This window comes from Chitinimonas prasina, from assembly GCF_030160395.1.
GTDB classification, from domain to species: Bacteria; Pseudomonadota; Gammaproteobacteria; order Burkholderiales; family Chitinimonadaceae; genus Chitinimonas; species Chitinimonas prasina.
Genome location: NZ_BSOG01000007.1, coordinates 130,144 through 154,963, shown reverse-complemented (window position 1 = coordinate 154,963; position 24,820 = coordinate 130,144). Strand labels below are relative to the sequence as shown.

At 62.1% G+C, this 24,820-nt stretch carries 22 protein-coding genes and 1 pseudogene; 11 read left to right on the top strand and 12 right to left on the bottom strand.

Annotation, left to right across the window (positions count from 1 at the left end):
* Positions 1-62: 62 nt before the first annotated feature.
* Genes QQK16_RS20120 through QQK16_RS20110 form a run of 3 tightly spaced genes read right to left on the bottom strand, consistent with a single transcriptional unit; the run spans position 63 to position 3,286 of the window.
* Entirely contained in the window at positions 63-1,217 is a 1,155-nt protein-coding gene (locus tag QQK16_RS20120) for a hypothetical protein (protein WP_284198282.1), read from the bottom strand.
* Positions 1,210-1,653 carry a DNA polymerase III subunit chi gene (locus tag QQK16_RS20115; protein ID WP_284198281.1) on the bottom strand — a complete coding sequence of 148 codons (444 nt, stop codon included), beginning with the start codon at positions 1,651-1,653 and terminating at the stop codon, positions 1,210-1,212. Before QQK16_RS20115 ends, QQK16_RS20120 begins: the two co-directional genes overlap by 8 nt.
* Position 1,654: 1 nt before the next feature.
* Complete coding sequence (locus QQK16_RS20110) at positions 1,655-3,286, bottom strand: leucyl aminopeptidase (RefSeq protein WP_308447092.1); 1,632 nt, start codon at positions 3,284-3,286, stop codon at positions 1,655-1,657.
* 84 nt (positions 3,287-3,370) lie between these two features.
* Here QQK16_RS20110 and lptF point away from each other — a divergent pair, with 84 nt between their 5' ends.
* From lptF to QQK16_RS20095, 3 genes are read left to right on the top strand one after another with little or no spacing between them, the layout of a single operon-like run.
* Positions 3,371-4,561 (top strand): LPS export ABC transporter permease LptF, encoded by a 1,191-nt coding sequence (gene lptF, locus QQK16_RS20105; protein WP_284198280.1) that lies wholly within the window; start codon positions 3,371-3,373, stop codon positions 4,559-4,561.
* Positions 4,558-5,634, top strand: coding sequence for an LPS export ABC transporter permease LptG (lptG, locus tag QQK16_RS20100; protein ID WP_284198279.1), 1,077 nt, complete (start codon positions 4,558-4,560; stop codon positions 5,632-5,634). Before lptF ends, lptG begins: the two co-directional genes overlap by 4 nt.
* Complete coding sequence (locus tag QQK16_RS20095) at positions 5,631-6,491, top strand: alpha/beta hydrolase (protein WP_284198278.1); 861 nt, start codon at positions 5,631-5,633, stop codon at positions 6,489-6,491. Before lptG ends, QQK16_RS20095 begins: the two co-directional genes overlap by 4 nt.
* Here the strand turns inward: QQK16_RS20095 and QQK16_RS20090 are convergent.
* From QQK16_RS20090 to QQK16_RS20080, 3 genes are all read right to left on the bottom strand, one after another.
* Positions 6,461-6,967: a DUF456 domain-containing protein gene (locus tag QQK16_RS20090; RefSeq protein WP_284198277.1), complete on the bottom strand. Its 507-nt coding sequence runs from the start codon at positions 6,965-6,967 to the stop codon at positions 6,461-6,463. The genes QQK16_RS20095 and QQK16_RS20090 overlap by 31 nt on opposite strands.
* 183 nt (positions 6,968-7,150) lie before the next feature.
* Positions 7,151-7,345: a hypothetical protein gene (locus QQK16_RS20085; RefSeq protein ID WP_284198276.1), complete on the bottom strand. Its 195-nt coding sequence runs from the start codon at positions 7,343-7,345 to the stop codon at positions 7,151-7,153.
* 277 nt (positions 7,346-7,622) lie between these two features.
* A complete protein-coding gene (locus tag QQK16_RS20080; RefSeq protein WP_284198275.1) occupies positions 7,623-8,282 on the bottom strand; it encodes a glutathione S-transferase family protein in 660 nt (219 codons plus the stop codon).
* A gap of 241 nt (positions 8,283-8,523) precedes the next feature.
* Between QQK16_RS20080 and QQK16_RS20075 the strand changes: the two genes are divergently transcribed.
* Together QQK16_RS20075 and QQK16_RS20070 are read left to right on the top strand one after the other, a co-directional pair.
* The gene (locus tag QQK16_RS20075; protein ID WP_284198274.1) at positions 8,524-9,717 is read left to right on the top strand and encodes an efflux RND transporter periplasmic adaptor subunit; all 1,194 of its coding nucleotides are present in this window, start codon (positions 8,524-8,526) and stop codon (positions 9,715-9,717) included.
* Positions 9,714-10,436 carry an ABC transporter ATP-binding protein gene (locus QQK16_RS20070; RefSeq protein ID WP_284198273.1) on the top strand — a complete coding sequence of 241 codons (723 nt, stop codon included), beginning with the start codon at positions 9,714-9,716 and terminating at the stop codon, positions 10,434-10,436. The genes QQK16_RS20075 and QQK16_RS20070 overlap by 4 nt, the downstream gene beginning before the upstream one ends.
* A 25-nt stretch (positions 10,437-10,461) precedes the next feature.
* Here the strand turns inward: QQK16_RS20070 and QQK16_RS20065 are convergent, their stop codons facing one another.
* Positions 10,462-11,613, bottom strand: a complete 1,152-nt coding sequence (locus QQK16_RS20065) for a GGDEF domain-containing protein (protein WP_284198272.1) — start codon at positions 11,611-11,613, stop codon at positions 10,462-10,464.
* A 116-nt stretch (positions 11,614-11,729) separates the two neighbouring features.
* On the opposite strand from QQK16_RS20065, the gene QQK16_RS20060 reads away from it, so the two are divergent.
* The 4 genes from QQK16_RS20060 (at position 11,730) to QQK16_RS20045 (ending at position 15,476) form a co-directional block, all read left to right on the top strand.
* Positions 11,730-12,893: an ABC transporter permease gene (locus QQK16_RS20060; RefSeq protein ID WP_308447091.1), complete on the top strand. Its 1,164-nt coding sequence runs from the start codon at positions 11,730-11,732 to the stop codon at positions 12,891-12,893.
* Positions 12,890-14,065, top strand: coding sequence for an ABC transporter permease (locus QQK16_RS20055; RefSeq protein WP_284198271.1), 1,176 nt, complete (start codon positions 12,890-12,892; stop codon positions 14,063-14,065). The genes QQK16_RS20060 and QQK16_RS20055 overlap by 4 nt, the downstream gene beginning before the upstream one ends.
* A 211-nt stretch (positions 14,066-14,276) precedes the next feature.
* On the top strand, positions 14,277-14,837 hold the full coding sequence (locus tag QQK16_RS20050) for a DUF5610 domain-containing protein (RefSeq protein WP_284198270.1): 561 nt from the start codon (positions 14,277-14,279) through the stop codon (positions 14,835-14,837).
* A gap of 78 nt (positions 14,838-14,915) precedes the next feature.
* Positions 14,916-15,476 carry a DUF2062 domain-containing protein gene (locus QQK16_RS20045; RefSeq protein WP_284198269.1) on the top strand — a complete coding sequence of 187 codons (561 nt, stop codon included), beginning with the start codon at positions 14,916-14,918 and terminating at the stop codon, positions 15,474-15,476.
* A gap of 40 nt (positions 15,477-15,516) precedes the next feature.
* Here QQK16_RS20045 and QQK16_RS20040 read toward each other — a convergent pair whose 3' ends face one another.
* Together QQK16_RS20040 and QQK16_RS21590 are read right to left on the bottom strand one after the other, a co-directional pair.
* Complete coding sequence (locus QQK16_RS20040; protein ID WP_284198268.1) at positions 15,517-16,338, bottom strand: mechanosensitive ion channel family protein; 822 nt, start codon at positions 16,336-16,338, stop codon at positions 15,517-15,519.
* A 341-nt stretch (positions 16,339-16,679) separates the two neighbouring features.
* Positions 16,680-16,922 (bottom strand): annotated as a pseudogene (locus QQK16_RS21590) (transposase); the annotation flags it as partial.
* 291 nt (positions 16,923-17,213) lie between these two features.
* On the opposite strand from QQK16_RS21590, the gene QQK16_RS20030 reads away from it, so the two are divergent.
* Positions 17,214-17,522 (top strand): hypothetical protein, encoded by a 309-nt coding sequence (locus QQK16_RS20030; RefSeq protein ID WP_284198267.1) that lies wholly within the window; start codon positions 17,214-17,216, stop codon positions 17,520-17,522.
* Positions 17,523-18,182: 660 nt separating this feature from the next.
* Here the strand turns inward: QQK16_RS20030 and phaC are convergent.
* From phaC to QQK16_RS20015, 3 genes are all read right to left on the bottom strand, one after another.
* Positions 18,183-19,958 carry a class I poly(R)-hydroxyalkanoic acid synthase gene (gene phaC / locus QQK16_RS20025; protein WP_284198266.1) on the bottom strand — a complete coding sequence of 592 codons (1,776 nt, stop codon included), beginning with the start codon at positions 19,956-19,958 and terminating at the stop codon, positions 18,183-18,185.
* 92 nt (positions 19,959-20,050) lie between these two features.
* Positions 20,051-22,162 (bottom strand): 3-hydroxyacyl-CoA dehydrogenase NAD-binding domain-containing protein, encoded by a 2,112-nt coding sequence (locus QQK16_RS20020; RefSeq protein ID WP_284198265.1) that lies wholly within the window; start codon positions 22,160-22,162, stop codon positions 20,051-20,053.
* Between the two features lie 9 nt (positions 22,163-22,171).
* On the bottom strand, positions 22,172-23,377 hold the full coding sequence (locus tag QQK16_RS20015) for an acetyl-CoA C-acetyltransferase (RefSeq protein WP_284198264.1): 1,206 nt from the start codon (positions 23,375-23,377) through the stop codon (positions 22,172-22,174).
* Positions 23,378-23,530: 153 nt separating this feature from the next.
* Here QQK16_RS20015 and QQK16_RS20010 point away from each other — a divergent pair, with 153 nt between their 5' ends.
* Positions 23,531-24,667 (top strand): acyl-CoA dehydrogenase family protein, encoded by a 1,137-nt coding sequence (locus tag QQK16_RS20010; RefSeq protein ID WP_284198263.1) that lies wholly within the window; start codon positions 23,531-23,533, stop codon positions 24,665-24,667.
* The last annotated feature ends 153 nt before the right edge of the window (positions 24,668-24,820 follow it).

Here is a 24,820-nt window from a genome sequence, read left to right as displayed (position 1 = left end):
ATGCATAAACAAATACCGGCCCTGTTGCAGGACCGGCTGATTTGTACCTTTTCTGCGGTCTTTCAGCGTTTTTTCAGCGCGTCTTCTATGCGGCTGCGTATCAGTTTGTCTAGCTGGGGCTGCAGGGCACCCAGGGTCCGTTTCAGCGATTCGGTATGCACAATGGCCAGCTGCTTGCCCAGCTCTATGCGCACCATACGCTCCAGCTCGGGCTTGAGGCCGGCGACCAGCTCCTGCGCCAGTGCGGCCACATCCAATACAGGCGCCGGCTCTGCGTGATCCTCGTCCAGCTCCAGGCTCAGCTCGGGCAGTTCGTCCGATACCAGCACCGTGACACCGCTACGCGGCGAAGGTGAAGCTGGCGACATCGCCGGGGGGGAAGCCGTCGCAACCGGGGCGGCGGGCGCCACTGCCGGGGCAGTGGGTGGCGCAACGGGCGCCACTGGCACGGCCGCTGGCTTCGTCGCAGGAACCGCAGGTGTTACCGGTGCGGGTGCGGGTGCGGGTGCGGGGACAGGCTGCGGTGTGGCAGCAACCACGGGTGCAGGGGCAACAGGCGCTGCCACCAAGGGCGCTGCCGGTACAACAGCAGGTGCAGGTGCAGGTGCAGGTGCCGCCCTGGGCTCTTCTGGAGGTGGGGAAAAATCGAAGTTGAGCGACAGCTCTGGCATCAGCGGCCCATCCGCCAAGGGCGAGTGCGGCTGTGACTGCGGCACAGCGGGCTTGGCAAGCTCCTTGGCGGGCGGTGCATCCAAACTGGGGATGGTCAGCTCGGGGAATTCAAAACTGGGCGCGGGCGACGCAGGCCTTGCCGCCTCCACGGGCGGAGCGGGTGCTGTAGGCGGGGGGGCCACGGGCGCCGCAACCTGCGGTGCAGCCGGGGCGGGCCTGGGGGACGGGGCAACCGGATCTGCCGCCACGGGCGCAGCAACCGGCGCAGGTGCCGCAGCGCGTGTCGGCGGTGCACCCAGGCTATCCAACGACGAGGGCAACTCGCCACGTATCTCTTCGGGCGTGAACATCAGTTCATCGCCCACCACCGGTTCTACCTGGGTCAGCACCGGAATCGCATCACTGAGATCCCCGGCATCCAGGTCGGTAAGCACCGGCACGTTGGGGTTGAGGCCGCTGCCACGATGGCGTGCGATCAAGGCATCCATCTTGCCTACGACAGCTGGCGGCTCGGTATCGGGGCCCAGCGAGGGAAAATCAGCCATTTGCACGACCTTGCTTGTCCATATCGGTGAACTCGACGTCGTATCCAGCCCGTTTATAGAGGGCCAGACGTTGCCGGGCAACCTCGCGCAAATCCATGTCGTCGCGCGGCACGATTTCTACGATACGCGCTATGCCGCGATCTGTGGGGACGACATGCGCCGTCCAGTTGAACACCACCTCGCGCGGCAGTAGCAGCTCGAGGCGGTGGTCTATCAGTGCCGGCGTCTGGGAGGCCAGCGCATCATCGCCCAGGCAGTGGGGGACAAAGCCAGTAGGCGGCACCTCCCACAGCAGGCGATCGATGACGCGACTGGCGGTCTCCGAATCGGTGACGATGCCGGTGGCAAGCTTGCGCTTCACAGCCTTGCCCACAAGCTGGCATAGCGCCTGCTCGCGGTTGGACACATTGAAATAGAAGCTTGCCAGCGGTTTCATATCACTTCTTCTTGCCAGCCGGCTTGGCAGCGGGCTTTGCTGCAGGCTTTGCAGCAGCCTTGGTTTCAACCTTGGCAACAGGCTTGACCGCAGCCTTGGCTGCAGGCTTGGCGACTGCCTTGGTAGCGGGCTTGGCAGCCGCCTTAGCCGGCGCAGCCTTGGCTGCAGGCTTGCTGCCTGCCACCGCTGCGGCACGTGCCCGCAGGAACTGCGTCAGCAGCGGCACGGGACGGCCGGTCGCACCCTTGGCCGCGCCCGACTTCCAGGCCGTACCGGCAATATCCAGGTGAGCCCAGTCATACTTCTTGGTAAAGCGCGACAGGAAGCAGGCAGCGGTGACCGAACCACCAGGGCGGCCGCCGATATTGGCCAGATCGGCGAAGTTGGACTTCAGTTGTTCCTGGTATTCGTCGAACATCGGCATCTGCCAGGCACGGTCGCCCGCGGTTTCGCCCGCTGCCACCAGTTCACGGCCCAACTCTTCCTTGTTGGCATACAGGCCGGTCACATGATGCCCCAGGGCAATTACGCAGGCGCCGGTCAGGGTAGCCACATCCACCACAGCGGCAGGCTCGAAGCGTTCTGCATAAGTCAGCGCGTCGCACAGGATCAAACGACCTTCGGCGTCGGTATTCAGTATCTCGACCGTCAGGCCATTCATGGTGGTCACGACATCACCAGGCTTGCTGGCATTGCCGGCAGGCATGTTCTCGCAACTGGCGACCACGGCGTAGACATTGAGCGGCAGCTTCATGGCGCCCACGGCGTGCATGGTGGCAATCACCGAACCCGCGCCCATCATGTCGTACTTCATTTCGTCCATGCCCTCACCCGGCTTCAGGCTGATGCCGCCCGAATCGAAGGTGATGCCCTTGCCGACCAGCACCACGGGCTTGTCGCCCTTCTTGCCGCCTTCGTGCTTGAGCACGATGAACTTGAGCGGTTCGGTGCTGCCCTTGGCCACCGAGACAAACGAGCCCATGCCCAGCTTCTCGACGTCGGCACGCTCTAGCACTTCCACTTTCATGCCAAACTGCTTGGCAATATCCTTGGCGGTGTTGGCCAGATGGGTGGGGGTGCAGAAATTGGGTGGCAGGTTGCCCAGGTCCTTGCCTAGGTTGATGGCGCTACCCAGCGCCACACCAGCAGCCACACCGACGGCAGCAGCAGCTTCATCGGCCTTGGCCACCAGCACGGTCACTTTCTTGAGGCCGGGCTTGTCGTCCTTCTTGGACTTGGTGGCATCGAATTTGTAGCTGGCATCAAATGCCGCCACAGCGATTTCCTCGGCGGCCCAAGCCGCATCGCGGCCTTCAAAAGCCAATGCCAGCTCGCCACCGGCTGCCGTCGCAGCGCGCACGGCAGCGCGGGCGGCATCACGGAATTCCTTGTCGGTCTTGCCGGTGCTGACCAGCAGCACGCGCTCGGCAGCCACGCCGGCAACCTTGTGCAGCAGTACACTGCTGCCCGACTTGGCATCCAGGTCGCCCAGCTTCAATATGGCGCTGAGATGGCCACCGGCCGCCTTGTCCACCAGTTGCGCAGCCGCCCCGAGTTTGCCCTCGGTGACCGACAGCGCCAATACGGCCGCCTTGTGTTTTTCGGGGCTCGCGGCCTTTGCAATGATTTCCACGGTGGACTCCTGTAAGATCGCGGCTCGGCCGCTGCCCGGTATAGGCAGCGCACCCCGCTAGGTTTTTGAAACGCACTGCGGCTTATGGCCGTAGCGAGAATCGAGAAAATTCTCCCGATTTTCCGAACTAGACCGGCAAAAGTCAAAGCGCAACCCGTGCCAGCCCATTCAGCCTCCCCTTCCCTGCTACGTTCCTGCCTACCTTCAGAGCGCCTGTTCGAACGTGCCATGCTGCGCGAATTCGGCGTCATGAGCGCTGGTGTGTTCGTCATTCTGCTCAGCATTATGATCGTAACCAGCGGTGCCAAGTTGCTCGGCCTTGCGGCCAGTGGCGGCATCGTATCCGAAGCCGTGGCCGCCTTGCTGGGTTTCACGCTGCTCGGCCTGGTGCCATGGCTGCTGTCCATGACGGTCTTCATCACCGTACTCTGGTCGCTTACCCGCGCCTGGCGCGACCACGAGATGGCCATCTGGTTCGCGGCCGGCCAGCCACTCACTGCCTGGATCAGGCCGGTGCTGACCTTTGCCATTCCACTGGCGCTGGTGGTGGCCATGCTCAGCCTGGGCCTCAGCCCGTGGGCCAAGCAAAAAAGCCGTGAATACCGCGAACAACTGGCTACCCGAGACGATATGTCAGCGCTGGCGCCGGGTCTGTTCAAGGAATCTTCCCTCAGCGACCGGGTCTATTTCATCGAGAATTTCTCCGGCGTGGCGGGTGCGGCCCGCAATATCTTCGTGCAGTCCACCGCCAGGGACGGCACCCATAGCGTTACCGTAGCAGCCCAGGGTTATCTGCGCAGCCTGCCCGATGGCGAGCGCATACTGGTCATGCAGAACGGCCGCCGCTATGAGGGCATGCTAGGCCAGCCCAACTACCGCATCGTGGAATTCAATGAGGCCCGCATCCGGGTGCAGGAACCCGACCGGCGGGAAGCCACTACCACCAGCGAGACGCAGTCCACCCTGGCGCTCTGGCATAGTGATAACCCCGAAGACAAGGGCGAACTGGCACGCCGCATTGCCAGCCCCATCAGCACGCTGCTGCTGGCCCTGCTGGCTATCCCGCTGGCCTATGTCAATCCGCGTGTCGGCCGGGGTTTCAACCTCATCGTCGCCATCCTGCTGTTTTCCATCTACCTCAATCTGGTCAACATCGCCCAGAGCTGGATCGCGGCGGGCAAACTCTCCAGCCTGATAGGCATCTGGCCGGTGCATCTGGCCATGGCGGCCATTGCCTGGGGCCTGTTCCGCTGGCGGGCCAAACCCCGATCATGAAATCGCTCTCCCGCTACCTAATTGCAGAAGTCACCCGCAGCAGCCTGTTCGTGCTGGCCGGGCTGCTGGGCCTGTTCCTGTTCTTCGACCTGATAGGCGAACTGCGCGACATGGGCCAGGGCAGCTACACCTTCAGCAAGCTGCTGGCCTATGTGCTCCTGCTGATACCCGGCCACGCCTATGAACTGATGCCCATCGCCGTACTGATAGGCGGCATGATCGGCCTCTCCATGCTCAACCAGCACTCCGAGCTGACCGTCATGCGGGTGGGTGGCCTGTCGGTCTGGCGCCTGCTGGGCATACTTGGCATCGCCGGCCTGTTTTTCGCACTGATCACCATGGCGGCAGGCGAGTACCTGGCCCCCACGGCTGAGCGCGCCGCCACCCAGTTGCGGTTGGCGGCCAAGGGCCAATTGGTGGCCCAGAACAACCGTTCCGGTTTCTGGCTCAAGGACGACAGCAGCTTTGTGAATGTGCGCGAAGTCCTGCCCGACCAGACCCTGCGCCATGTGCATGTCTATTTGTTCGATGACCAGCGGCAGATGACAGCCTATGGCTATGCCCGCTTTGGCGACTGGCAGAAATCCGAGCAGGCCTGGAAGCTGCGGGAAATCATCCTCACCAACTTCCATGGCGACAAGGTGGATGTCCAGCACATGCCCGAGTACCTCTGGCGCTCGGTGCTGACACCCGACACCCTGCAGGTATTGCTGGTGAAGCCCGAGCAGATGTCGGTGCTGACCCTACTCGACTATATCGACCACCTGGCCCGCAACCAGCAGAAAACCAGTCGCTACGAAATCGCCTTGTGGAGCAAGCTGGTCTACCCCTTCGCCTGTCTTGCCATGCTGATCATCGCCCTGCCCTTTGCCCAGACCCAACGCCGGGCCGGCGGGGTAGGCATGAAACTGTTCATCGGCATCATGCTGGGCCTGGGCTTCTACTTCGTCAACAAGCTGGTCGGGCACTTCGGCCTGCTGTATGACTGGCCGCCCCTCTTGGCCGCCATCCTGCCTTCCACCCTGTTCCTGATACTGGCGCTGTTCCTGCTCTGGTGGCAGGAACGACGATGACCGCGGCGGGTGTGGCCAGCGCCTTGCTGCGCATCGCGCTGGGCACAACCTGCGCAGTCATGCTGTTGTGGCTGCTGCTCTACCTGCTACAGGAACGCTTGCTGTTCCAGCCCCAGCCCCTGGCTGACGCACAGCGAACCGCCACCGGTCGCCTGCCCGGCACCGAGACGCTGAGCCTGGTCAGCCCAGAAGGCCACACCCTGCGGGGCTGGCTACGCAAACCTGACCAAACTGGTCCCTGGCCCTTGCTGCTGTATTTTGGCGGCAACGCCGAAGAAGTCAGCCACATCCTCGCTGAGCAGGCCGCCTGGCCCGGCTGGGCCATCGCCACCCTCAACTACCGCGGTTTTGGCGATAGCCAGGGCGAGGCCGGTGAAGCGGCCTTGCGTGCCGATGCCCTGCTGCTCTACGACCACCTGAGCCGCCGTAGCGATGTGCAAGCCAGCCGCATTGTCGCCATGGGCCGCAGCATGGGCACCGGGGTCGTGGTGGCCCTGGCAGCCGAGCGCAAACTCAGCGGGCTGGTGTTGATCACCCCCTACGACAGCCTCACTGCAGTGGCCCAGCGGCACTATCGCTGGGTGCCGGTACGCTGGTTGCTGCGCCACCATTTCGATTCAGCAGCCCAGGCACCGCAGCGACACGAACCCGCCTTGTTTCTGGTGGCAGGCGAAGACCAACTGATACCCAAAGCCCACGCCCAGCGACTGCACGATGCCTGGCGCGGCAGCAAGATCTGGGTGGAACTACCCAACACCGGCCATGGCGACCTGTCATCCGCCCCAGCCTATGACGTCGCCCTTCGAAGCTTCCTGCAGGGGATAGCTCAAGGTACCGAAGGCGCACCCAGAAAATAGGCCAGCACAAACAAGCCCAGCATGAACAGGCTCAGGCCTACCTTGGCCACGGTGCCAATCAGCAGTCCCAGCCAGGTTGCCGCCCCCACCTTGCCTGCCTTCAGGGTGTCTCCGCTGGCCATCCATTCGCCCACGGCCGCACCGACAAACGGGCCCAGTATCAGACCCGGTATGCCGGCAAAGATGCCGACAATGGCGCCCACCGTGGCCCCGATGACCGCCTGGCGGCTGGCCCCTGCTTTCTTGGCGCCCCAGGCGCCAGACACGAAATCAACCACCTGCAGAATGATGGCCAGCACCAGCAATACGCCTAGCCAGCCCCAGCCCAGGCGTTTGAAATCGTCCAGCCAGGCGCCCAGCAGGCAGCCCGCAAACAGTAGCGGCGCAGACGGCAGCAGGGGTAGCAAATTGCCGGCAAAACCGGCCAGCATCAGCAGTATGGCCAGCAACCAGCCGCCGATATAGAGATAATCCATGACAACCCATCAGCAATGCAGCCCTTGCGGCTGCGATGGGGAGCAAGCATAGCGGGAATGCCCGCCCCATGCCCAGCCTCATGGTGGCGGCGCCCAAATGCAAAGGCGACCGAAACCACGGTCGCCTTTTATTTGCCGGCTTGGGCCAGCAGCGGCGCTTACGCGCGCCGCCCTATGGCGGGCCTAGTGCTGCAAGCCCGCGAGAAATGCATAATCGCTATCACGTCGGCCTAGGGAACCGCGCTGTTCACTGCTTTCCAGCGCGAGGTTGTAAATACGCCAGTCGCGGTCTTCAGGGTGTATCGGGGTGCGACGATCTTGCAGGCGACGTTCCGGGCCTCGGTAGCCTAGCGTGTCGATAAAGGACTGTTCGCGCATCCAGCCTCCTTTCCTTGGCGCAGTGCAGATTACACACCGCTTGAGACCCAACTCTAGACCCGTACGGACAATTTGGCGCGGCCGTTCGTCGCGGAACCGCCGATACGCGGGCTTCACTGGCAACCTTGCTAGGGCAGACCCGTAGCCTGGCATGAGGTTGGGCGCTCAAGTATTGAGCTCGTGATAGCGCCCCCCTCCAACAGGTGCAGCCCCGAAGTTGGGACGACCCGCGATCAGTTCTGCCCACCTCGATACTGCCCAATTCGCCCGGCACACCTCAGTCCCGCTCCGGCGCACCCAATGGGAAGTTCGGCCGAAACCACCGCGCCTCCTCCACCGCACGGGCGAAGGAGGGACGGGCAAGCAGCCTTGCGCGATAAGCGCGCAGTACGGGAAACGTCTCGGCAATCCGGTGCGTCCAGTCCGCGTAGAACAAGGAAGGTGCGGCAGCACAGTCTGCCAGCGTGAAATCCTCACCGGCAGCCCAGGTCGTGCCAGCCAATTGCCCTTCAAGCCAGGCATAAGCAAGTTCCAGTTTGCTGACGGCCAGCGCCATGCCTTCCTGGCGCTTCACCGGGTCGCCCGTCAAGGCGCCATCCACGGCGTATTGTGCCGCGTTCATGACATGCAGGTCGAAGAAGCGGTCGAGAAAGCGCACCTCCAGCGCCGCTACCGGGTCTGCGGGTAGCAGGCGCACCGGCCCAGGGTAGGCATGCTGCAGGTACTCGATGATAATGCTGGTCTCGGCAATGCTGCGCTCGCCATCCACCAGCAGTGGGAACTTGCGCAGGGGCCAGCGTCGTAGCCACTCTGCCGTATGCTGTGGGGTATCCGGCCCTATGCTGCAGAAAGCGAAAGGCGTGTCGTTCTCATACAGCGCCACCAGCACTTTCTGCGTATAGGAGGAGAATGAATGACCGTAGAGCAACAGCGACATCGTGAGACCTCCCGTTTTTGGAACCGCGAACAAGCCCGCTGCATTCAGCAATGCGGCGCCGATTGATAGTCCATCACTGGCCCAGACACCCAGGCATCAACCTGTACCGGGCCGGGTCGCCCGCAGCATTAATAGCTGGAATATTTGCGCCATCGCAACTGGATAGCAAATTTATGCGTGGTACACGCCGCTCACCCACCGCCGGCCCTAGAATGCGGGAATCCTAACCGGACCTCCCACCATGACCGATAACCTCAAGCAACTCGCCATCGATCGCACCGCTCAGCCGAACAAGCGCCGCAAGCGCTGGGGTAAATGGCGTATCGCACTGGTGGTGATAGTACTGGCAGGCGGCGCCCTGCTCTTCAGCCAGCGGGGCAGGCCGGTTGCGGTACAGACCGCCAAGGTCACACAGGCGTGGCCCTCGTCGGCATTGTCGGACCTGACCGCCACCGGTTATGTGGTCGCCCAGAAAAAAGCCGCCATTGCCTCCAAAGGCACAGGCAGGCTGGAGTGGCTGGGTGTGCGCGAAGGTAGCCAGGTCAAGGAAGGCGAAGTCATAGCCCGGCTGGAGAGCGCCGACCTGCAAGCCCAGGTAGCCCAGGCCGTGGCCAATGTAGAAGCAGCCCGCGCCCGGCTCAAGCAGACCGAGGCCGAGGCCCTGGAAGCCGAACGGGCATTCCGCCGTAGCCAGGAGCTGCTGGCGCAGGGCTTTATCGCCGGTGCCTCCCACGACAATGCCATCTCGCGCACCAAGCAGGCCGCTGCCCTGGTTGGTGCCCAGGCGGCGGCAGTGAGACAGGCCGAGGCCGCACTGACACAGGCGCGGGTGGGGCTGGAGAACGCCTATATCCGTGCCCCCTTCTCCGGCGTAGTGCTGACCAAGACCGCCAATGTCGGCGATGTGATCTCGCCCTTCAATGCCAGCGCCGACTCCAAAGGCGCCGTGGTCAGCATGGCCGACATGACAACCCTGGAGGTAGAGGCAGACGTATCCGAAGCCAGCCTATTCAAGGCTAAGCAGGATCAGCCCTGCGAGATACAGCTGGATGCGCTGCCTGACCTGCGCCTGCTGGGCCGTGTCAGCAGCATCGTACCCTCGGTGGATCGCAGCAAGGCCACGGTCACGTTCAAGATCGGCTTTATCGAGAAGGACCCGCGCATCCTGCCCGAGATGAGCGCCAAGGTGAGCTTCCTCAGCCGTCAGCTCAAGGCTGACGAGCGCCAACCTCGCCTGGCGATCAACCCCAAGGCACTCAGCCAAGGGGCGGTTTTCGTCGTGCGTGAGGGCATCGCCCACCGCACCGCAGTGCAACTGGGTGGCAAGCTGGGCGACATGCAGGAGGTGCGTGCCGGCATCAAGCTGGACGAGGTAGTGGTACTGGAACCCGGCGACCTCAAGGACGGTGCCCGCATCGTGGAGGCCAAACCTTGACGTCCAGCACCAAGGTAGCAGTCGCACTGCGCCATGTCAGCAAGTCCTATACCCGTGGCGGGCAGGCGGTGGAGGTACTGACCGATATCGATTTCGATATCCAGTCAGGCGACTTCCTGGCCCTGATGGGGCCATCCGGCTCCGGCAAATCCACCCTCTTGAACCTGATTGCCGGCATAGATAAACCCACCGGCGGCCAGATACTGGTGGGCGGCACAGATATCGCCACACTGGACGAAGCTGACCTGGCCGACTGGCGTGCAGGCAATGTGGGTTTCATCTTTCAGTTCTACAACCTGATGCCGGTGCTGACCGGCCTGGAGAACGTCGAGCTCCCCCTGATGCTGACCCGGCTGAACCGGCGTGAGCGGCGCGAGCATGCTGCGCTGGCACTGGAGATGGTCGGCTTGGCCGACCGCATGCAGCATTATCCGAATGAGCTCTCGGGCGGCCAGCAGCAAAGGGTGGCGATTGCCCGCGCCCTGGTCACCGACCCCACCCTGATCGTGGCGGACGAACCCACTGGCGACCTGGACAGAAAATCAGCCGGCGAGATACTGGACCTGCTGGACAGGCTCAATACCGAGCTGGGCAAGACCATCATCATGGTGACGCACGATGCCCGTGCGGCCGAGCGCGCCCATGCCATACGCCACCTGGAGAAAGGCGAGCTGTCCAGCCTGGAGATCAATCCGCGTGCCGCGCCCTCCCATGCCTGATTCCTTGCCGGACTGCGCCACCGAGCTAGCAGAGGTCTGGCCCGTAGCTACGGTTGCGGCCAGCCATCTTGGCGCCATAGAGGGCACTGTCCGCCAGGCCGATAAGTTGCTTGAGTTCCATGGCTTCGGCCACGGTGGCCACCCCTATGCTGGCCGTGACCTTGATGCTGCAGCCCTTGAGCATGAACAGTTCACAGGCGATGGCCAGACGCAGGCGCTCTGCCACCTGCAAGGCCTCGGCTGGGCCGGTCGCCGGCAGCAGGATGCAGAACTCCTCGCCACCGTAGCGGGCCAACATATCGCCGCCCCGCAGCAAGGACTCGATCCGTCGCGCCACCTCGCACAACACCTCATCCCCAGCAAGATGCCCGATTTCGTCGTTGATCTGCTTGAAATGATCGATATCCAGCATCAGCACAGACAGCTCCCCTGGCTCGCGCGCAAGCCGGGTCAGGGCAGCCTGGCCTACCGGATCAAAGGCATAACGGTTGAAGGCACCAGTAAGGGCATCGTGGGTGGCACGCTGCGCCAGCTCCATCACCATGGTTTCCCGCGCCATCAGGGCAAAGCCGAGCGAACAGCCCAGCACGATGACCTGGGCTGCCAGCATGGAGAGGGTGTGCAGTGGCCCGGTCATCTGCATGGAAGCCGGCGGATGCACCAAGGCACCAATGGTGCGCACCAGCAAGATCAGGGCGCAAAGGCCCAGCCAGAGCCCCATGGCATAGCGGGCCGGTGCCTCCATGCGGGTCGCTCCCCTCAGCAACATGCGCACCGACATCACCAGCAGCAAGGTCAGCGCCAGCGAGACGATAAAGATCATGAGCATGGGTATGGCACCGCCGAAGAAAGCCAGGCTCAGCCCCCCGCCGCCAATGATGGCCGTCCAGCGCAGATTGGCCGGATAGGGCGGCAGCCCCACCACCTCGGCCATGGCGGCATAGAGCAGCACGGCGGCAGTGAATATCAGCAGGTTGGCCAGCAGTACGCTCAGGACATCGGGCACTACCCCGCGCAATGCCATCAAGCCCCAGGTCACGGCCAGCAGCAGCAGGCCCACTACCCAGTGGCGCCCGCCTGGCAGGTGCATGCGGCCATAGCTGGCCAGCTGCAGCATCAGCGCAGACAGCAGAGTGGTGACTACCAGAGCTATGGCCAGCGTGCGGGCATCAAGCATGTCGGCCTTTCCACGCCGAAACCTAACGTCCTTACTGTAGAACCTGCGATGGACTATTTCATCTTCCGGCCCCTGGCACCAAACCTGCCGCCAAACCGCTACGGGGGCATGCTGCCATGATGCTGTTCCTGCTGCGCATGTCACTCAAGAATGCCCTGCGCCATCGTCTGCGTGCGGCACTCACCCTGGCCGGCCTGGCCGTTGCGATTCTGTCGTTCGGCCTGCTCAGCACCGTGGTCACCGCCTGGTATGCCGGGGCAGACGCCGCCTCCGACAAGCGCCTGATCAGCCGCAGCGCCATCTCACTGGTGTTTCCACTGCCCATGAGCTACGGCGAGAAGATACGCGGCGTGGAAGGCGTGACCGGCATCTCCTGGGCCAACTGGTTTGGCGGTATCTATATCGAGCCCAAGAATTTCTTCCCCCAGTTCGCAGTGGATCCCGCCAGCTACCTGCGGCTGTACCCCGAATTCCAGGTGGATGAGGCCGAACGCGCTGCCTTCATCCGTGACCGCCAGGGCTGCCTGGTGGGCCGCAAGCTGGCGCAGCGCTTTGGCTGGAAAGTCGGGGATACCATCCCGCTCAAGGGCACCATCTACCCCGGCACCTGGTCCTTCGTGGTACGCGGCATTTACGAGGGGCGCGATGCCACCACCGACGAGAACCAGTTTTTCTTCCACTGGGCCTACCTGAACGAATGGGTTCTGCAACGCTATCCCAAGCGGGGCAATGCCACCGGGGTGTTCGTGGTGGGCATACGCGAGGGCAGCGAAGCGGCGCTGGTCAGCGAGCGGGTGGACAGCCAGTTCCGCAACTCGCTGGCCGAGACCCTGACCGAGACCGAAAAATCCTTCCAGCTGTCGTTTGTCGCCATGACCGACAGCATCGTGCTGGCCATCCAGGTGGTGAGCTATGTGGTCATACTCATCATCATGGCCGTCATGGCCAATACCATGGCCATGGCAGCACGCGAGCGCACGGCAGAGTACGCCACCCTCAAGGCGCTGGGCTTTGGCCCGCCGGTGGTAGGCTGGCTGATCCTGCTGGAGAGCGTCCTGCTATGCGCCCTGGGGGCGGGCATGGGCATCCTGCTCAGCTTCCCGGCAGTGCAACTGGTAGGCCACGCACTGGACAATCTGTTCCCAGTCTTTCATATCGCCAACCAGACGCTATGGCTACAGACCGGTGCGGCCCTGGTCGTCGCACTGGTGTCTGCCGCCATACCTGCCTGGCAATCCATGCGCATACGCATTGTTGACGGCCTGAGGGCCATTGCATGACCCTGACCCGCGTCCCGCTCAGCTATGTCTGGCGCAACCTGCTGACCCGCAAGCTCACCACCGGCCTCACGGCTGCCGGCATGGCCTTGGTGGTGTTTGTCTTCGCCACCGTGCTGATGCTGGAAGCCGGGCTCAAGCAGACCCTGACTGCAACCGGCCTACCCCAGAATGTGGTGGTCATCCGCAAGGGATCGCAGACCGAGGTCCAGAGCGGCGTGTCCCGTAGCGAGGCCGCCATCATCGAAAGCCAGCCCAATATCGCGCTTGATGGCGCCGGCCGCCTACTCAGCAGCCGCGAAAGTGTGGTACTGATCTCACTGAAGAAACAGGGCAGCGGCAAGCCGGCCAATGTGGTGGTGCGGGGGGCTGGCGAGCAGGGGCTGGCATTGCGGCCCCAGGTACAACTATTGGCCGGCCGCCAGTTCCGCCCAGGCAGCTCCGAGATCATCGTCGGGCGCGCCATTGCCGATGGCTTCGATGGCGTGCAGTTGGGCGCCAGCCTGCGCTTTGCCCGCCGCGACTGGTTGGTGGTAGGCATTTTCGATGCAGGCAAGACCGGTTTCAACTCCGAGATATGGGGCGACGCCGAACAGATGATGCAGGCTTTTCGCCGCGTCAACTATTCCGCCCTGGTATTTCAGCTGGCCGACAGCAATGGCTACGAGGCAAGCCGCCAGGCCTTGGAGGCCGACCAGCGCCTGACCACCGAATACAAGCGTGAAACCCGCTTCTATGCAGACCAGGCACAGACCATGGCCACCTTCATCTCCATACTCGGCACCGTGCTCTCGGTCATTTTCTCCATCGGCGCCGTCATCGGCGCCATGATCACCATGTATGCCGCCGTCGCCAACCGCACCGGCGAGATCGGTACGCTCAGAGCACTGGGCTACCGACGTAGCAGCGTGATGGCCGCCTTTCTGGCCGAATCGCTGCTGCTGGCCTTGCTGGGCGGGGTCATGGGCGTGGTACTGGCGTCCTTCATGCAGTTCTTTGCTGTCTCCACCATGAACTGGCAAACCTTTTCCGAGCTGGCATTCAGCTTTACGCTCACCCCGGCCATTGTGGTCAAATCCCTGTTGTTTGCCCTCTTCATGGGCTTGTTGGGCGGCTTTTTGCCTGCCGTGCGGGCGGCCCGAATGCAAATCGTCGATGCCTTGCGGGCAGCCTGAGCGCCTGTCGCGCCCCCGCGTCATGGATGGGTGGTGAAGCCCCCAAGCCGACCAACGGCAGGCAACACTCCCAAGGTTGCCAGTTGCGGCCAAACGGCTTTTTCTATCCACCGCTGGTCGGCTGCCCTATATAAAACCGGTTTGCTGCCGATAAGGTGGCATAGCCCGGCGAAATCATACAAACGGGCAAGGCAATGACAGGAGCACGACCATGAAACTCGCATCGTTAGACGCCGGGCAGCAGGCCCAGACGCACGCGCCCCATGCCAGCCCGGGCAAGGCGGCCGACAAGGCCAAGCTGGACCTGGAGATCACCCATACCCAGTCCAGCTACAGCTTCAGCGCCTCCTTCAGCGATGGCAACAATCATCTCAAGCTGGTGCTGCAGACCAGTTACGAAGCCATCAGCGTCCGTGCCCGCATTGCCCTGCCCGAAGGCCAGGCACTACCAGAGCCCGCCGAGTACGACCCGCTCGATGTCAGCCCGGAAGCCACCGCCAAGCGCATCGTCGATCTGTCCACCGGTTTTTACGAGCTGTTCAAGCAGCAGCACCCGGATGAAGACGAAGCCAGCGTGCTGGACAATTTCATGCAGACCATAGGAAAGGGCGTGGCACAGGGTTTTGCCGAGGCGCGCGAGATACTGGACAGCCTGGGCGTACTCAAGGACCAGATCGCCAGCAATATCGACAAGACCTGGGAGCTGGTACAGAATGGCCTACAGGCATTTGCCAAACTGCACATGCCCGCCAAGCCCGATACCGCTCAATAGGCGTGTGCGAGGCGGGAACGGGAAGGCACTTTTTGTCCCGGCGGCAGTCCATCGATCATCTTCCCGCCGCTGCTGCCCATGCCTCGAAAACTACTACGCCGCTGGTTGCCTGACCGTGACACGCTCAATCGCAATGCCTTCTTGCGGCGTTGCGCGCCCTTCCTGACTCACCACAACCTCTGGCACCTCAACCGGCACTCGGTCTCGGGAGGCCTGGCCGTAGGGCTGGCCTGCGGCATGATACCGGGGCCGCTGCAGATGCTGACAGCCACCGTGCTGTCCATCCTGTTTCGGGTCAACCTGCCGGTGGCCATCTTCGGCACCTTCTTCAGCAACCCCTTTACCATCGTCCCGCTCTACCTGGCCGCATTCGGGTTGGGCCGGCTGATCACCGGCGCAAATGGTGGCCCCGCCCATATCCCGCCGGCGCCGGAAACCGACTGGTCCAACCTGGCAGGCACCGTACAAGCCTGGCTGGACTGGATGGTGACACTGGGCACACCACTAGCCATAGGCATCGTGGTGCTGGCTCTGCTGTTGGCCCTGGCCGGCTATGGCGCAGTCCAGCTGGGCTGGCGCCTGCATGTCCGGCATGCCCTGCATTGCCGGCGGCAACGCAGGGCTACAGCAGGGCTGTAAGAGCCTGCTCAAAGTCGCAGCCATATGGGCATGAGGCGGATCAACCTGCGTTGTGCACCACCACGGTCTGTGCCGGCATGGGTGCCGGAAAACCCGCCTCGGCCAAGGCCTCGCGTATCAGTGCCTGGGTATCGAAGTACACCTGCCAGTAATGGTCGTTATGGCAGAACGGCCGCACCGCCAGCACCGGCCCCACCAGGTTGAATTCCAGTATCGAAACCTCAGGCTCCGGGTCGGCCACCACATTGGCAATCCCGGCCAATTTACCCTGCAGCAGGGCTATCGCCGCACGGTGATCTGCGCTGCCCGCCAGTTGCGCCTTCAGCTCCACCCGCCGGTAGGCATTGGCACTGAAATTCTGGATGGTGTCGCCGAATATCTTGTTGTTGCCCACTATGGTCAGCACATTGTCAGGCGTATTGATGGTGGTGGTGAACAGGCTGATTTCCTTCACCGTGCCGGTAATGCCAGCCACCGAAACAAAATCGCCCACCTTGAAGGGCCGTAACACAATCATGAAGGCACCGGCCGCAAAGTTGGCCAGCAAACCCGACCAGGCCATGCCTATGGCCACTCCAGCAGCCGCAATCAGCGCCGCAAAGGTGGTGGTCTGCACCCCGAAGTAGCCGAGTATGCCTATCACAAGCAGGATATTGAGCGTAACCGTCAGCACCCCGCCGATGTAGCGCATCACGGTGGGGTCCACCTTCTGCCGCTCCAGTGAGCTGCGCACCGCCCGTTCGGCTATGCCTATCAACCAGCGGCCTATGACCCAGAAGGCAATCGCCGCCAGCAGCTTCACCCCCAGGGTGGTGGCGTAACCCAGCAGCAGATCCTGCCAATGTGCGAAATCAATATCCATTTCTTCCTCCAGGCGAACCTGTGCAGCGAGACACGCCAGGTTCTGGCTGCGGCCGCCATTCGGCCGTGCGCTCAGCTTAGTGCCTGGGCGGGCTGATTTCACCCCCAACGCGTATTGGTCGGGGTGCCGCCAAAAATGGATAAGAAAGGTCGAAACAAGGGGAGCAGGCCAACACCTATGTGCTTGCCAGCGTAACCGACACCCCCGACAGGGCTTTGTTGCACAACGCAGTTGAAGGTTGAGTCGCCCCAAACACCGGACGGATTTATGCCACACGCACTGTTTGCGGCGTACCCGGTTGGGTAAAACAGTTCAGCAGTGCGGCGCGAATCTACAACTCCGCCACCTGCCTCTCGAAGGTTCTCGATCAAGCCGATGGCCTGCCGCAATGCCAGGCTGAGCAGCACCTTTATCGACAGGCAGAACTGGATGGCAGCATTAGAAAAAGTGGGCTGGCGACTGGCCGACGCATACCATCGCATGGCTGGACCAAGCCAGATCAAGAGTGATCCCCGAACCTTGAGGGCGGAGTTGCAGTTGCGTCAGTTGGTGGTTCTATACTTGGCAGGAGTGTGCTTGGTCATGGCCGTAGTTTATCGGCCGAGCTCAGGTGCGTGGAGTTGTGCAACAAAGCTGTGTGGTGGTTATATCGAGTTGGGCGCTTTGGTATATTTTGGCGACGATTGCAATGACTGCAATTATCGCGGAGATCTTCGTATATGCAGAGTATGATTTGGCGTGAGGGGACGTATCTGGTGCGACACTTTTTGCACTGTCTGCTTCGTTTGGTTTGCTAGGATTTGCATCATCGCAAATAGTACAGGGCTTGGCTTTTGCTGCTTTCACAACAGTGGCGAGATATGTGGATATTCATCATGCAAAGTAGGAATCAGGGCAATATATGCCCTAACTGTGGTATTAAAATTACAGGAAAGGGGCTTGTTTCCAAACAGAGACGTATTTTGTTTTTTTCGCTGAATAAGCCGTATTGTACCAACTGCGGCGTTGCTCTGCGGAGTAATTTTCTTTCATTGCTTGTAGGTGCGGCTTTTGTGATTTCGGGCTCGCTGTTATTTGGCTTGGCTGATGTAGATTGGCAACGTACTCTCGCTATTTTTATTATCGTTATTGGTGGGGTGCTTGCCAAGATTTTGCACAAATACGTAATTGTCTCTGAGACGTAGGCATTAATTGCCAGATCAAGGACTAGGTCACCCCCCGACTCGAATACTCTGCTCGTCAGTTTTCATTCCGCCGAGACACACCGCGCAACTTGGACCATGCGATTAAGTTCGCAAACAGAAAAACACCTGCAATCCCGGCGATAGTATTGATACTTTCTGGCCCTTTACCCAAACCGCTCAAAACCAACACCAGAGAAAGCGCAAATACGTTCCCGGCAAAAACAAGCTGAAAAAACGATACATTCATAGCCACTACAGACCCCCAGTAAAAAACATTCTTAAACTACCTATTCCCCGACCACCACGCCTTTTCACGCTCGATTGCGATGAGCTTGCCCATCCATCAGCATTGAGAACACATGCTGCTTGTTCTTATTTATTCGCGTGCCTGTCGATATTTTTTTAAGCGCAGCGGATTCCTCTCCTCGTGGCCGCATACCCGTGACTGTGTCGCCTTGGGAGGCACAATATAGCCTAGCCAGAATCAGCACAGCAAGCGCCACCAAAGGAAAAAGCAGAAAAGGTGCCAATATATCCAATTAGGGTATTCAGCGCGGCGAATGATGCGCAGCGCATGCCGTACCCACCCAATCAGCGAGACCCTGCCTCTCTCGCATCATTACCCCTTACAAACTTGCAAACGCGGATGGAGGACGCTCCTTACAACTTGGCCTTCACATAGCTGCCTGGCGCATCCTCGATGGCAGGCAGCTCGCCCGCACCGGGTTGCCGCGCAGCCACCGGCTTGCCTTGGTGTGGCAGCACCCATTGGGCCCAGTCCATCCACCACGAGCCTTCATGTGCGCTGCTATCCGCCAGCCATTGCTGCGGTGTCGTTGGCAACGCAGCATTGGTGGCATAGCCGTATTTGTTGGCCGAGGGTGGGTTGACGATGCCGGCAATATGGCCGGAGCCGCCCAGCACGAAGCGGACCGGCCCCTGCAGTAGGCGAGCGCCAGCATAGGTCGATTGCCAGGGGGCGATATGATCCTCGCGGGCGGAGATGAAATAGGCTGGCGTCTTGATGGCCCGCATATCGATGGGCACGCCTGCCAGCGTCACTCCGCCGGGGTCTTTCAGTACGTTCTCCAGGTACATCTTGCGCAGGTAGAAGCGATGCATGGCCGCAGGCATGCGGGTGGAGTCGCAGTTCCAGTACAGCAGGTCGAACGGCATGGGTTCTCGGCCCAGCAGGTAGTTGTTGATCACGAAGCTCCAGATCAGGTCATTCTCGCGCAACAGGTTGAACACCCCGGCCATCTGGTGTCCTTCCAGATAGCCCTTTTCCTCCATATAGGCATCCAGGCTGCCCAACTGCTCCTCGTCGATAAATACCCCCAGCTCGCCCGGCTCGCTGAAATCGATCATGGTGGTGAAAAAGGCCGCAGACTTGATGCGGTTGGGCGGATAGCGCTTGTCCTTGGCCGCCGCCATCCAGGCCAGGGTGGCCGATAGCAGGGTGCCGCCTATGCAATAGGCGGCGGCATTGATCTGCTTCTCGCCGGTAGCCGCCTGTATGGCATCCAGCGCGGCCAGTGTGCCCTCGGTCATGTAGTGCTCGAAGCCCTTGTCGCGGTGGCGGCCATCGGGGTTGACCCAGGAGATGACGAATACGGTATGCCCCTGCTCCACCAGCCAGCGTATCAACGAGTTCTTGGGCTTGAGGTCGAGGATATAGAACTTGTTGATCCAGGGCGGCACCACCAGCAACGGTGTCTTGTGTACCTTGTCGGTCAGCGGGGCATACTGGATCAGCTGCATCAACTCGTTCTGGAACACCACCTTGCCCGGCGTGGTGGCCACATTTTCGCCCAGCGTGAAGGCATCCAGATCGGTCATGCGCGGCATCATGCGGCCACCGTTGCGTTCCAGGTCTTCCAGCAGGTGGGCAAAGCCCTTGATCAGGTTCTCGCCCCCGCTTTCCAGCGTGGCCTTGAGCGCCACCGGATTGGTCGCCAGAAAATTGGTAGGGGCCATGGCATCGACAAACTGACGGGTATAGAACTGCACCCGTTGGGCCGTATGCTCATCCAGGCCATCGACGCCGGACACGCTGTCCTGGATATGGCGCGAAGCCAGCAGATAGGCCTGCTTGACGAAGCCGAATACCTGATTGTTGACCCACAGCTCATCCTTGAAGCGTTTGTCCGGCTGGGCGACGGACTGGGCAGCCTCACCCAGCCAGAACTGGCGCATGGCCGCCTGGGCCATATCGGCATAGTCCATCCAGAACTGCATCTGCGCCCGCAGCATGGGCTCGGGTTTTTCCAGCACCACACGCCAGAGCGCCTCGAAGGCATGCTGCACACTCTGCGGATCAGGTATCTGAACCTGGGGGGCGCCGCTGGCTTGCTGCTGCAGCTTGTCCTGCATCAGCTTCTGCCAGCGTGCCGCCAGCTCGCTTATTTGTGTCAGGCGGTCGTGTGGTTCGGTCATGGCCGGTCTCCTTGTCCGGGCAGTGTAGCCCATGCCACCACTGCCGTAGCAATGGCATGGGCCCGGCTGCAGGCCGGCGCAACCTTACCCGCTCATCTACCCAGGCGTGCAGCCAGCCCCGCCGGGGCGGCAAAGCGATCACCATGGGCCACTGCCAACTCAGCGGCACGGCCCAATGCATCACCATGCTGATGCAGGAACTGCATGGCGCCACCGCTCCAGACCGGGAAGCCTATGCCCAGGATGGCGCCGACATTGGCATCCCGCTCGCTCTCCAGTACGCCCTCATCAAAACAACGGGCGGTTTCCAGCGCCTGGGCGAACAGCAAGCGGTCTATCAGCAACTGCATGTCAGGCAGCGGTCTGTCCGGCTGGGCAAAGTGCGCGAGGCCCGGCCAGAGCTGTTTCTTGCCACCTTCGGGGTAGTCGTAGAAGCCGCCACCAGCCGCCCGGCCGCTACGGCCCAGTGCGTGGATCATGCGGTTGACCACCGCCTCTGCCGGATGGGCGACATAGGCATCGCCCAAGTCTTCGCGTGCCTGCTTGCTGATGTGCTCGCACAGGGTCAGGCTGACCTCGTCGGTCACCGCCAATGGGCCAACCGGCATGCCAGCCTGCAAGCCCGCCTGCTCTACCATGGCAGGCGGTACACCCTCGGCCAGCATGGCCATACCTTCGTTGATGTAGCAACCAAACACTCGGCTGGTAAAGAAGCCGCGGCCATCATTGACCACGATGGGGGTCTTGCCTATCTGCTGCACAAAGTCATAGGCCAGCGCCACGGTGGCCGCGTCGGTATCGCGGCCCTTGATGATCTCCACCAGCTGCATCTTGTCTACCGGGCTGAAGAAATGCAGGCCAATGAAATGGGCCGGTGCTCGGGATGCCTTAGCCAGACCGCTGATGGGCAGGGTCGAGGTATTGGAGGCAAACACCGCGTCGGCAGCCAGCACCGCTTCGGTTTCCTGGGTTACCCTGGCCTTCAGCTCGCGGCTCTCGAATACCGCCTCGATCACCAGCTCGCATCCGGCCAGATCAGCCACTGCCTCGGTGGGCTGTATGCGCGCCAAAATGGCCGCCGCTTCTGCCTCGCTGCAGCGGCCCTTGGCTATCCGCTTCTCCAGCAGCTTGGCACTATAGGCCTTGCCCTTCTCGGCAGCGGCCAGGCTCACATCCTTGAGTACCACCTGCACACCCTTGCTGGCGCAGGCCCAGGCGATGCCTGCACCCATCATGCCCGCCCCCAGCACGCCCACCCGCGCCACCTGGCGCACGGCGACACCCGCAGGCCGGCTGGCACCCGCCTTGATTTCATTCATGGCAAAGAACAGCGTCGCAATCATGTTCTTGGCTACCTGGCCGGTAGCCAGACGGGTGAAGTAACGGGTCTCTATCCGGCAGGCATTGGTGAAATCCACCTGCGCGCCTTCCACCATGGTGGCCAGCACCGCCTCTGGTGCGGGGTAGTTGCCACGGGTCTTCTCGTACAGCATGGCCGGCGCCACCGCCAGCATCTGGGCGACCTTGGGCTGGCTGGGCACGCCGCCGGGCAGCTTGTAGCCATCGGTATCCCACGGTTGTTTGGCATGGGGATTGGCCTTGATCCAGGCTCGTGCCTGGGCCAGCATGTCCTCTGTCGATCCAGCCAGTGCGTGCAAGAGCCCGGCCTTGAGGCCAGCCTGCGCGCCAAATTGCTTGCCTTCGACCAGGTACTCGAATGCCCCCTGCAGGCCTAGCAAGCGCACCATGCGGGTCACGCCACCTGCGCCGGGCAACAGGCCCAGCGTCACTTCTGGCAGGCCCAGCCGCAGGCTGGCATCATCCAGCGCAATGCGATGGTGGCACGCTAGGGTAATCTCGAACCCACCACCCAACGCACTGCCGTTGATGGCCGCCACCAAGGGCACACCCAAGGTCTCGATACGGCGCATATCGGCCTTCAGCTTTTCCACCATCAGGAAGAACGCCTCGGCGCCATCGGCAGGGATGGCGACCAGTTCCTTCAGATCGCCCCCCGAAAAGAAACTGCGCTTGGCCGAGGTCACAATGACGCCGGCTATCTGCCCTCGCTCTGCCTCCAGCCGGTTGGCCACGGCGTGCAAGGCGGCACGGAATGCCGCGTTCATGGTATTGGTCTTGTCGTCGGCCGCATCCAGGGTCAGGGTGACGATGCGGTCCGCGTCGATGTCGTAACGTATGCTCATGCTCTGCCCTCAGATTCTTTCCACGATGGTGGCAATGCCCATGCCGCCGCCTATGCAGAGCGTGGCCAGGCCATAACGCTTCTGCTGCCGTTCCAGCTCGTCCACCAGCGTCCCCAATATCATGGCGCCGGTCGCACCCAGGGGGTGACCCATGGCAATGGCGCCGCCGTTGACGTTGATCCTGTCCATCCCCACCCCCATCTCTCGGGCAAAACGCATTACTACAGCCGCAAAGGCTTCATTGACCTCGAACAGATCGATGTCGTCGGCCGTCAGCCCGGCCTTGGCCAGGGCTTTCTGGGCAGCGGGTGCCGGGCCGGTCAGCATGATGGTCGGGTCGGTTCCGGTCAGCGCAGTGGCCACGATGCGGGCGCGCGGCGTCCAGCCATAGCGGCGGCCGGCGGCCTCGTTGGCCACCAGCACCAGTGCGGCGCCATCGACTATGCCCGAGGCATTGCCAGCATGGTGTACATGGGCAATCCGCTCCACCCAGGGATAGCGCTTGAGCGCCACTGCGTCATAGCCCATGGCCCCCATCTGCTCGAAGCTGGGCTTGAGCTTGGCCAGGCCTTCCAGCGTGGTGCCCGCCTTGATGAATTCGTCCTCGGCCAGGATGGCAATGCCGTTGATATCGCGTACCGGCACGATGCTGCGGGCAAAACGCCCCTCGCTGCGTGCCTGCGCAGCACGCCGCTGGCTTTCCACGGCAAAGGCATCCACTTCGGCCCGGCCATAGCCCTCCAGCGTGGCGATCAGGTCGGCGCCTATGCCCTGTGGCACAAAGCCCAGCGCCTTGGCCGTCTGCGGGTCGGTCGCCATGGCCCAGCCATCCGAGCCCATGGGCACGCGCGACATGGACTCCACGCCTCCGGCCACCACGATGTCCTCCCAGCCGGAGCGCACTTTCTGCGCGGCCAGATTGACGGCCTCCAGGCCAGAACCACAGAATCGATTGACCTGCACGCCAGCGGCCTTCCAGTCCCAGCCTGCCGCCAATGCCGCCGTCTTGGCGATATCGCCGCCCTGATCACCCACTGGGGTAACGCAACCCAGCACCACGTCGTCCACCTCGGCGGTGGGTAACCCGGTACGCGCCTCCAGTGCGTGCATCAGGCCGGTCAACAGCGAGATCGGCTTGACCTCGTGCAGGCTGCCATCGGCCTTGCCCTTGCCGCGCGGGGTACGCAGGGCGTCATAGATCAACGCATCAGTCATGTGTCTGTCCTTGAGCAATCTGATTCGATAAATATCAAGCAAGCGCTAGGTTAGCGCATAAACTCTAAAGGTTGTAGCATCCAGCCAATAATCAAACGCACCGTGGTGCTTATCTGCCCCGCGCCCAGCAAACCATGGAGAGAAAGAGACAACATGCTGCCACGCCGCCATTTCGAACCCGAACACGATCTGTTCCGTGACAACTTCCGCCGCTGGCTGGCTGAAGAAGTCATACCCCACCAGCGCGGCTGGGAAACCGCCGGCATGGTGCCCCGCGCCATCTGGCGCCGCGCTGGCGAGCTGGGCTTTCTGGCCACTTTTGTCGACGAGGCCTACGGTGGCGCAGGCTGCCGCGACTACCGCTACGACCAGATCGTGGCAGAGGAGCTAGGCTACGCCAACGAATGGGGTCTTGCCATGGGCCTGCACTCCTCGCTGGTGGCCCCCTACATCGACGAGTTCGGTACCGAGACACAGAAGCAGCGCTATCTGCCCGGTGTGGTGTCAGGCGAGTGCGTGCTGGCCGTTGCCATGACCGAACCCAATACTGGTAGCGACCTGGCCGGCATCCAGACCCAGGCGGTGGAGCATGCCGACCACTGGCTGCTCAACGGCAGCAAGACCTTTATCTCCAACGGCGTGCATAGCGACCTGGTCATCGTCGCTGCCCGTACCCACCCCACCGAGAAACGCGGCCTGTCGCTGTTCCTGGTCGAAAAAGGCTGGGCCGGGTTTGAGGTGGGCCGCAAGCTGGACAAAATCGGCCAGCACAGCCAGGACACGGCAGAGCTGTTCTTTCGTGATGTCAAGGTACCCAAGGATGGCCTGTTGGGCGAAGCCCACCAGGGCTTCAAACTGCTGATGCGCATGCTGGCGCCCGAGCGGCTGACATGCGCCATCGGCGCCCATGCTGCAGCGCAGGCCGCCCTGAACCTGGCACTGGACTACGTCAAGGAACGCCGGGCCTTTGGTCAGCGCCTGATCGACTTCCAGAACACCCGTTTCGAGCTGGCCGCCATGAAGACCGAGCTGGATGTCGGCCAGGTCTACCTGGATAGGCTGGTCACGGAATACAACCTGGGCGCGCTGGATGCAGTAGATGCCGCCGAGGCCAAGCTGTGGACATCGGAGCTGCTGGGCCGGGTGGCCGACCGCAGCCTGCAGCTGTTTGGCGGCTACGGCTATATGGCCGAGTACCCCATAGGGCGGCTATGGGCCTCTGCCAGGGTGGCGCGCATCTACGCAGGCTCCAGCGAGATCATGAAGGAGATCATCGCCAAGGCCATGTAGGCGCTACCGCTTCTACACGCGCAGCTTGCATGGCGACGCAAGCAGGGCTTTTGGCAGGTGCCCGTGGCGGCGCTACGCTGGTCGGCTGGTCTATGATTCCTACATAACGTCATGGCGCGCAGTATTGATCGACCAAGCGCCATGTAAACCTCA

Excerpts from the sequence above, each read along its gene's own strand:
- QQK16_RS20120 (WP_284198282.1), bottom strand. The coding sequence starts at position 1,217 with ATGGCTGATTTTCCCTCGCTGGGCCCCGATACCGAGCCGCCAGCTGTC.
- QQK16_RS20115 (WP_284198281.1), bottom strand. The coding sequence starts at position 1,653 with ATGAAACCGCTGGCAAGCTTCTATTTCAATGTGTCCAACCGCGAGCAG.
- lptF (WP_284198280.1), top strand. The coding sequence starts at position 3,371 with ATGGCCGTAGCGAGAATCGAGAAAATTCTCCCGATTTTCCGAACTAGA.
- lptG (WP_284198279.1), top strand. The coding sequence starts at position 4,558 with ATGAAATCGCTCTCCCGCTACCTAATTGCAGAAGTCACCCGCAGCAGC.
- QQK16_RS20095 (WP_284198278.1), top strand. The coding sequence starts at position 5,631 with ATGACCGCGGCGGGTGTGGCCAGCGCCTTGCTGCGCATCGCGCTGGGC.
- QQK16_RS20090 (WP_284198277.1), bottom strand. The coding sequence starts at position 6,967 with ATGGATTATCTCTATATCGGCGGCTGGTTGCTGGCCATACTGCTGATG.
- QQK16_RS20085 (WP_284198276.1), bottom strand. The coding sequence starts at position 7,345 with ATGCGCGAACAGTCCTTTATCGACACGCTAGGCTACCGAGGCCCGGAA.
- QQK16_RS20080 (WP_284198275.1), bottom strand. The coding sequence starts at position 8,282 with ATGTCGCTGTTGCTCTACGGTCATTCATTCTCCTCCTATACGCAGAAA.
- QQK16_RS20075 (WP_284198274.1), top strand. The coding sequence starts at position 8,524 with ATGACCGATAACCTCAAGCAACTCGCCATCGATCGCACCGCTCAGCCG.
- QQK16_RS20065 (WP_284198272.1), bottom strand. The coding sequence starts at position 11,613 with ATGCTTGATGCCCGCACGCTGGCCATAGCTCTGGTAGTCACCACTCTG.
- QQK16_RS20060 (WP_308447091.1), top strand. The coding sequence starts at position 11,730 with ATGATGCTGTTCCTGCTGCGCATGTCACTCAAGAATGCCCTGCGCCAT.
- QQK16_RS20055 (WP_284198271.1), top strand. The coding sequence starts at position 12,890 with ATGACCCTGACCCGCGTCCCGCTCAGCTATGTCTGGCGCAACCTGCTG.
- QQK16_RS20050 (WP_284198270.1), top strand. The coding sequence starts at position 14,277 with ATGAAACTCGCATCGTTAGACGCCGGGCAGCAGGCCCAGACGCACGCG.
- QQK16_RS20045 (WP_284198269.1), top strand. The coding sequence starts at position 14,916 with ATGCCTCGAAAACTACTACGCCGCTGGTTGCCTGACCGTGACACGCTC.
- QQK16_RS20040 (WP_284198268.1), bottom strand. The coding sequence starts at position 16,338 with ATGGATATTGATTTCGCACATTGGCAGGATCTGCTGCTGGGTTACGCC.
- QQK16_RS20030 (WP_284198267.1), top strand. The coding sequence starts at position 17,214 with ATGCAAAGTAGGAATCAGGGCAATATATGCCCTAACTGTGGTATTAAA.
- phaC (WP_284198266.1), bottom strand. The coding sequence starts at position 19,958 with ATGACCGAACCACACGACCGCCTGACACAAATAAGCGAGCTGGCGGCA.
- QQK16_RS20020 (WP_284198265.1), bottom strand. The coding sequence starts at position 22,162 with ATGAGCATACGTTACGACATCGACGCGGACCGCATCGTCACCCTGACC.
- QQK16_RS20015 (WP_284198264.1), bottom strand. The coding sequence starts at position 23,377 with ATGACTGATGCGTTGATCTATGACGCCCTGCGTACCCCGCGCGGCAAG.
- QQK16_RS20010 (WP_284198263.1), top strand. The coding sequence starts at position 23,531 with ATGCTGCCACGCCGCCATTTCGAACCCGAACACGATCTGTTCCGTGAC.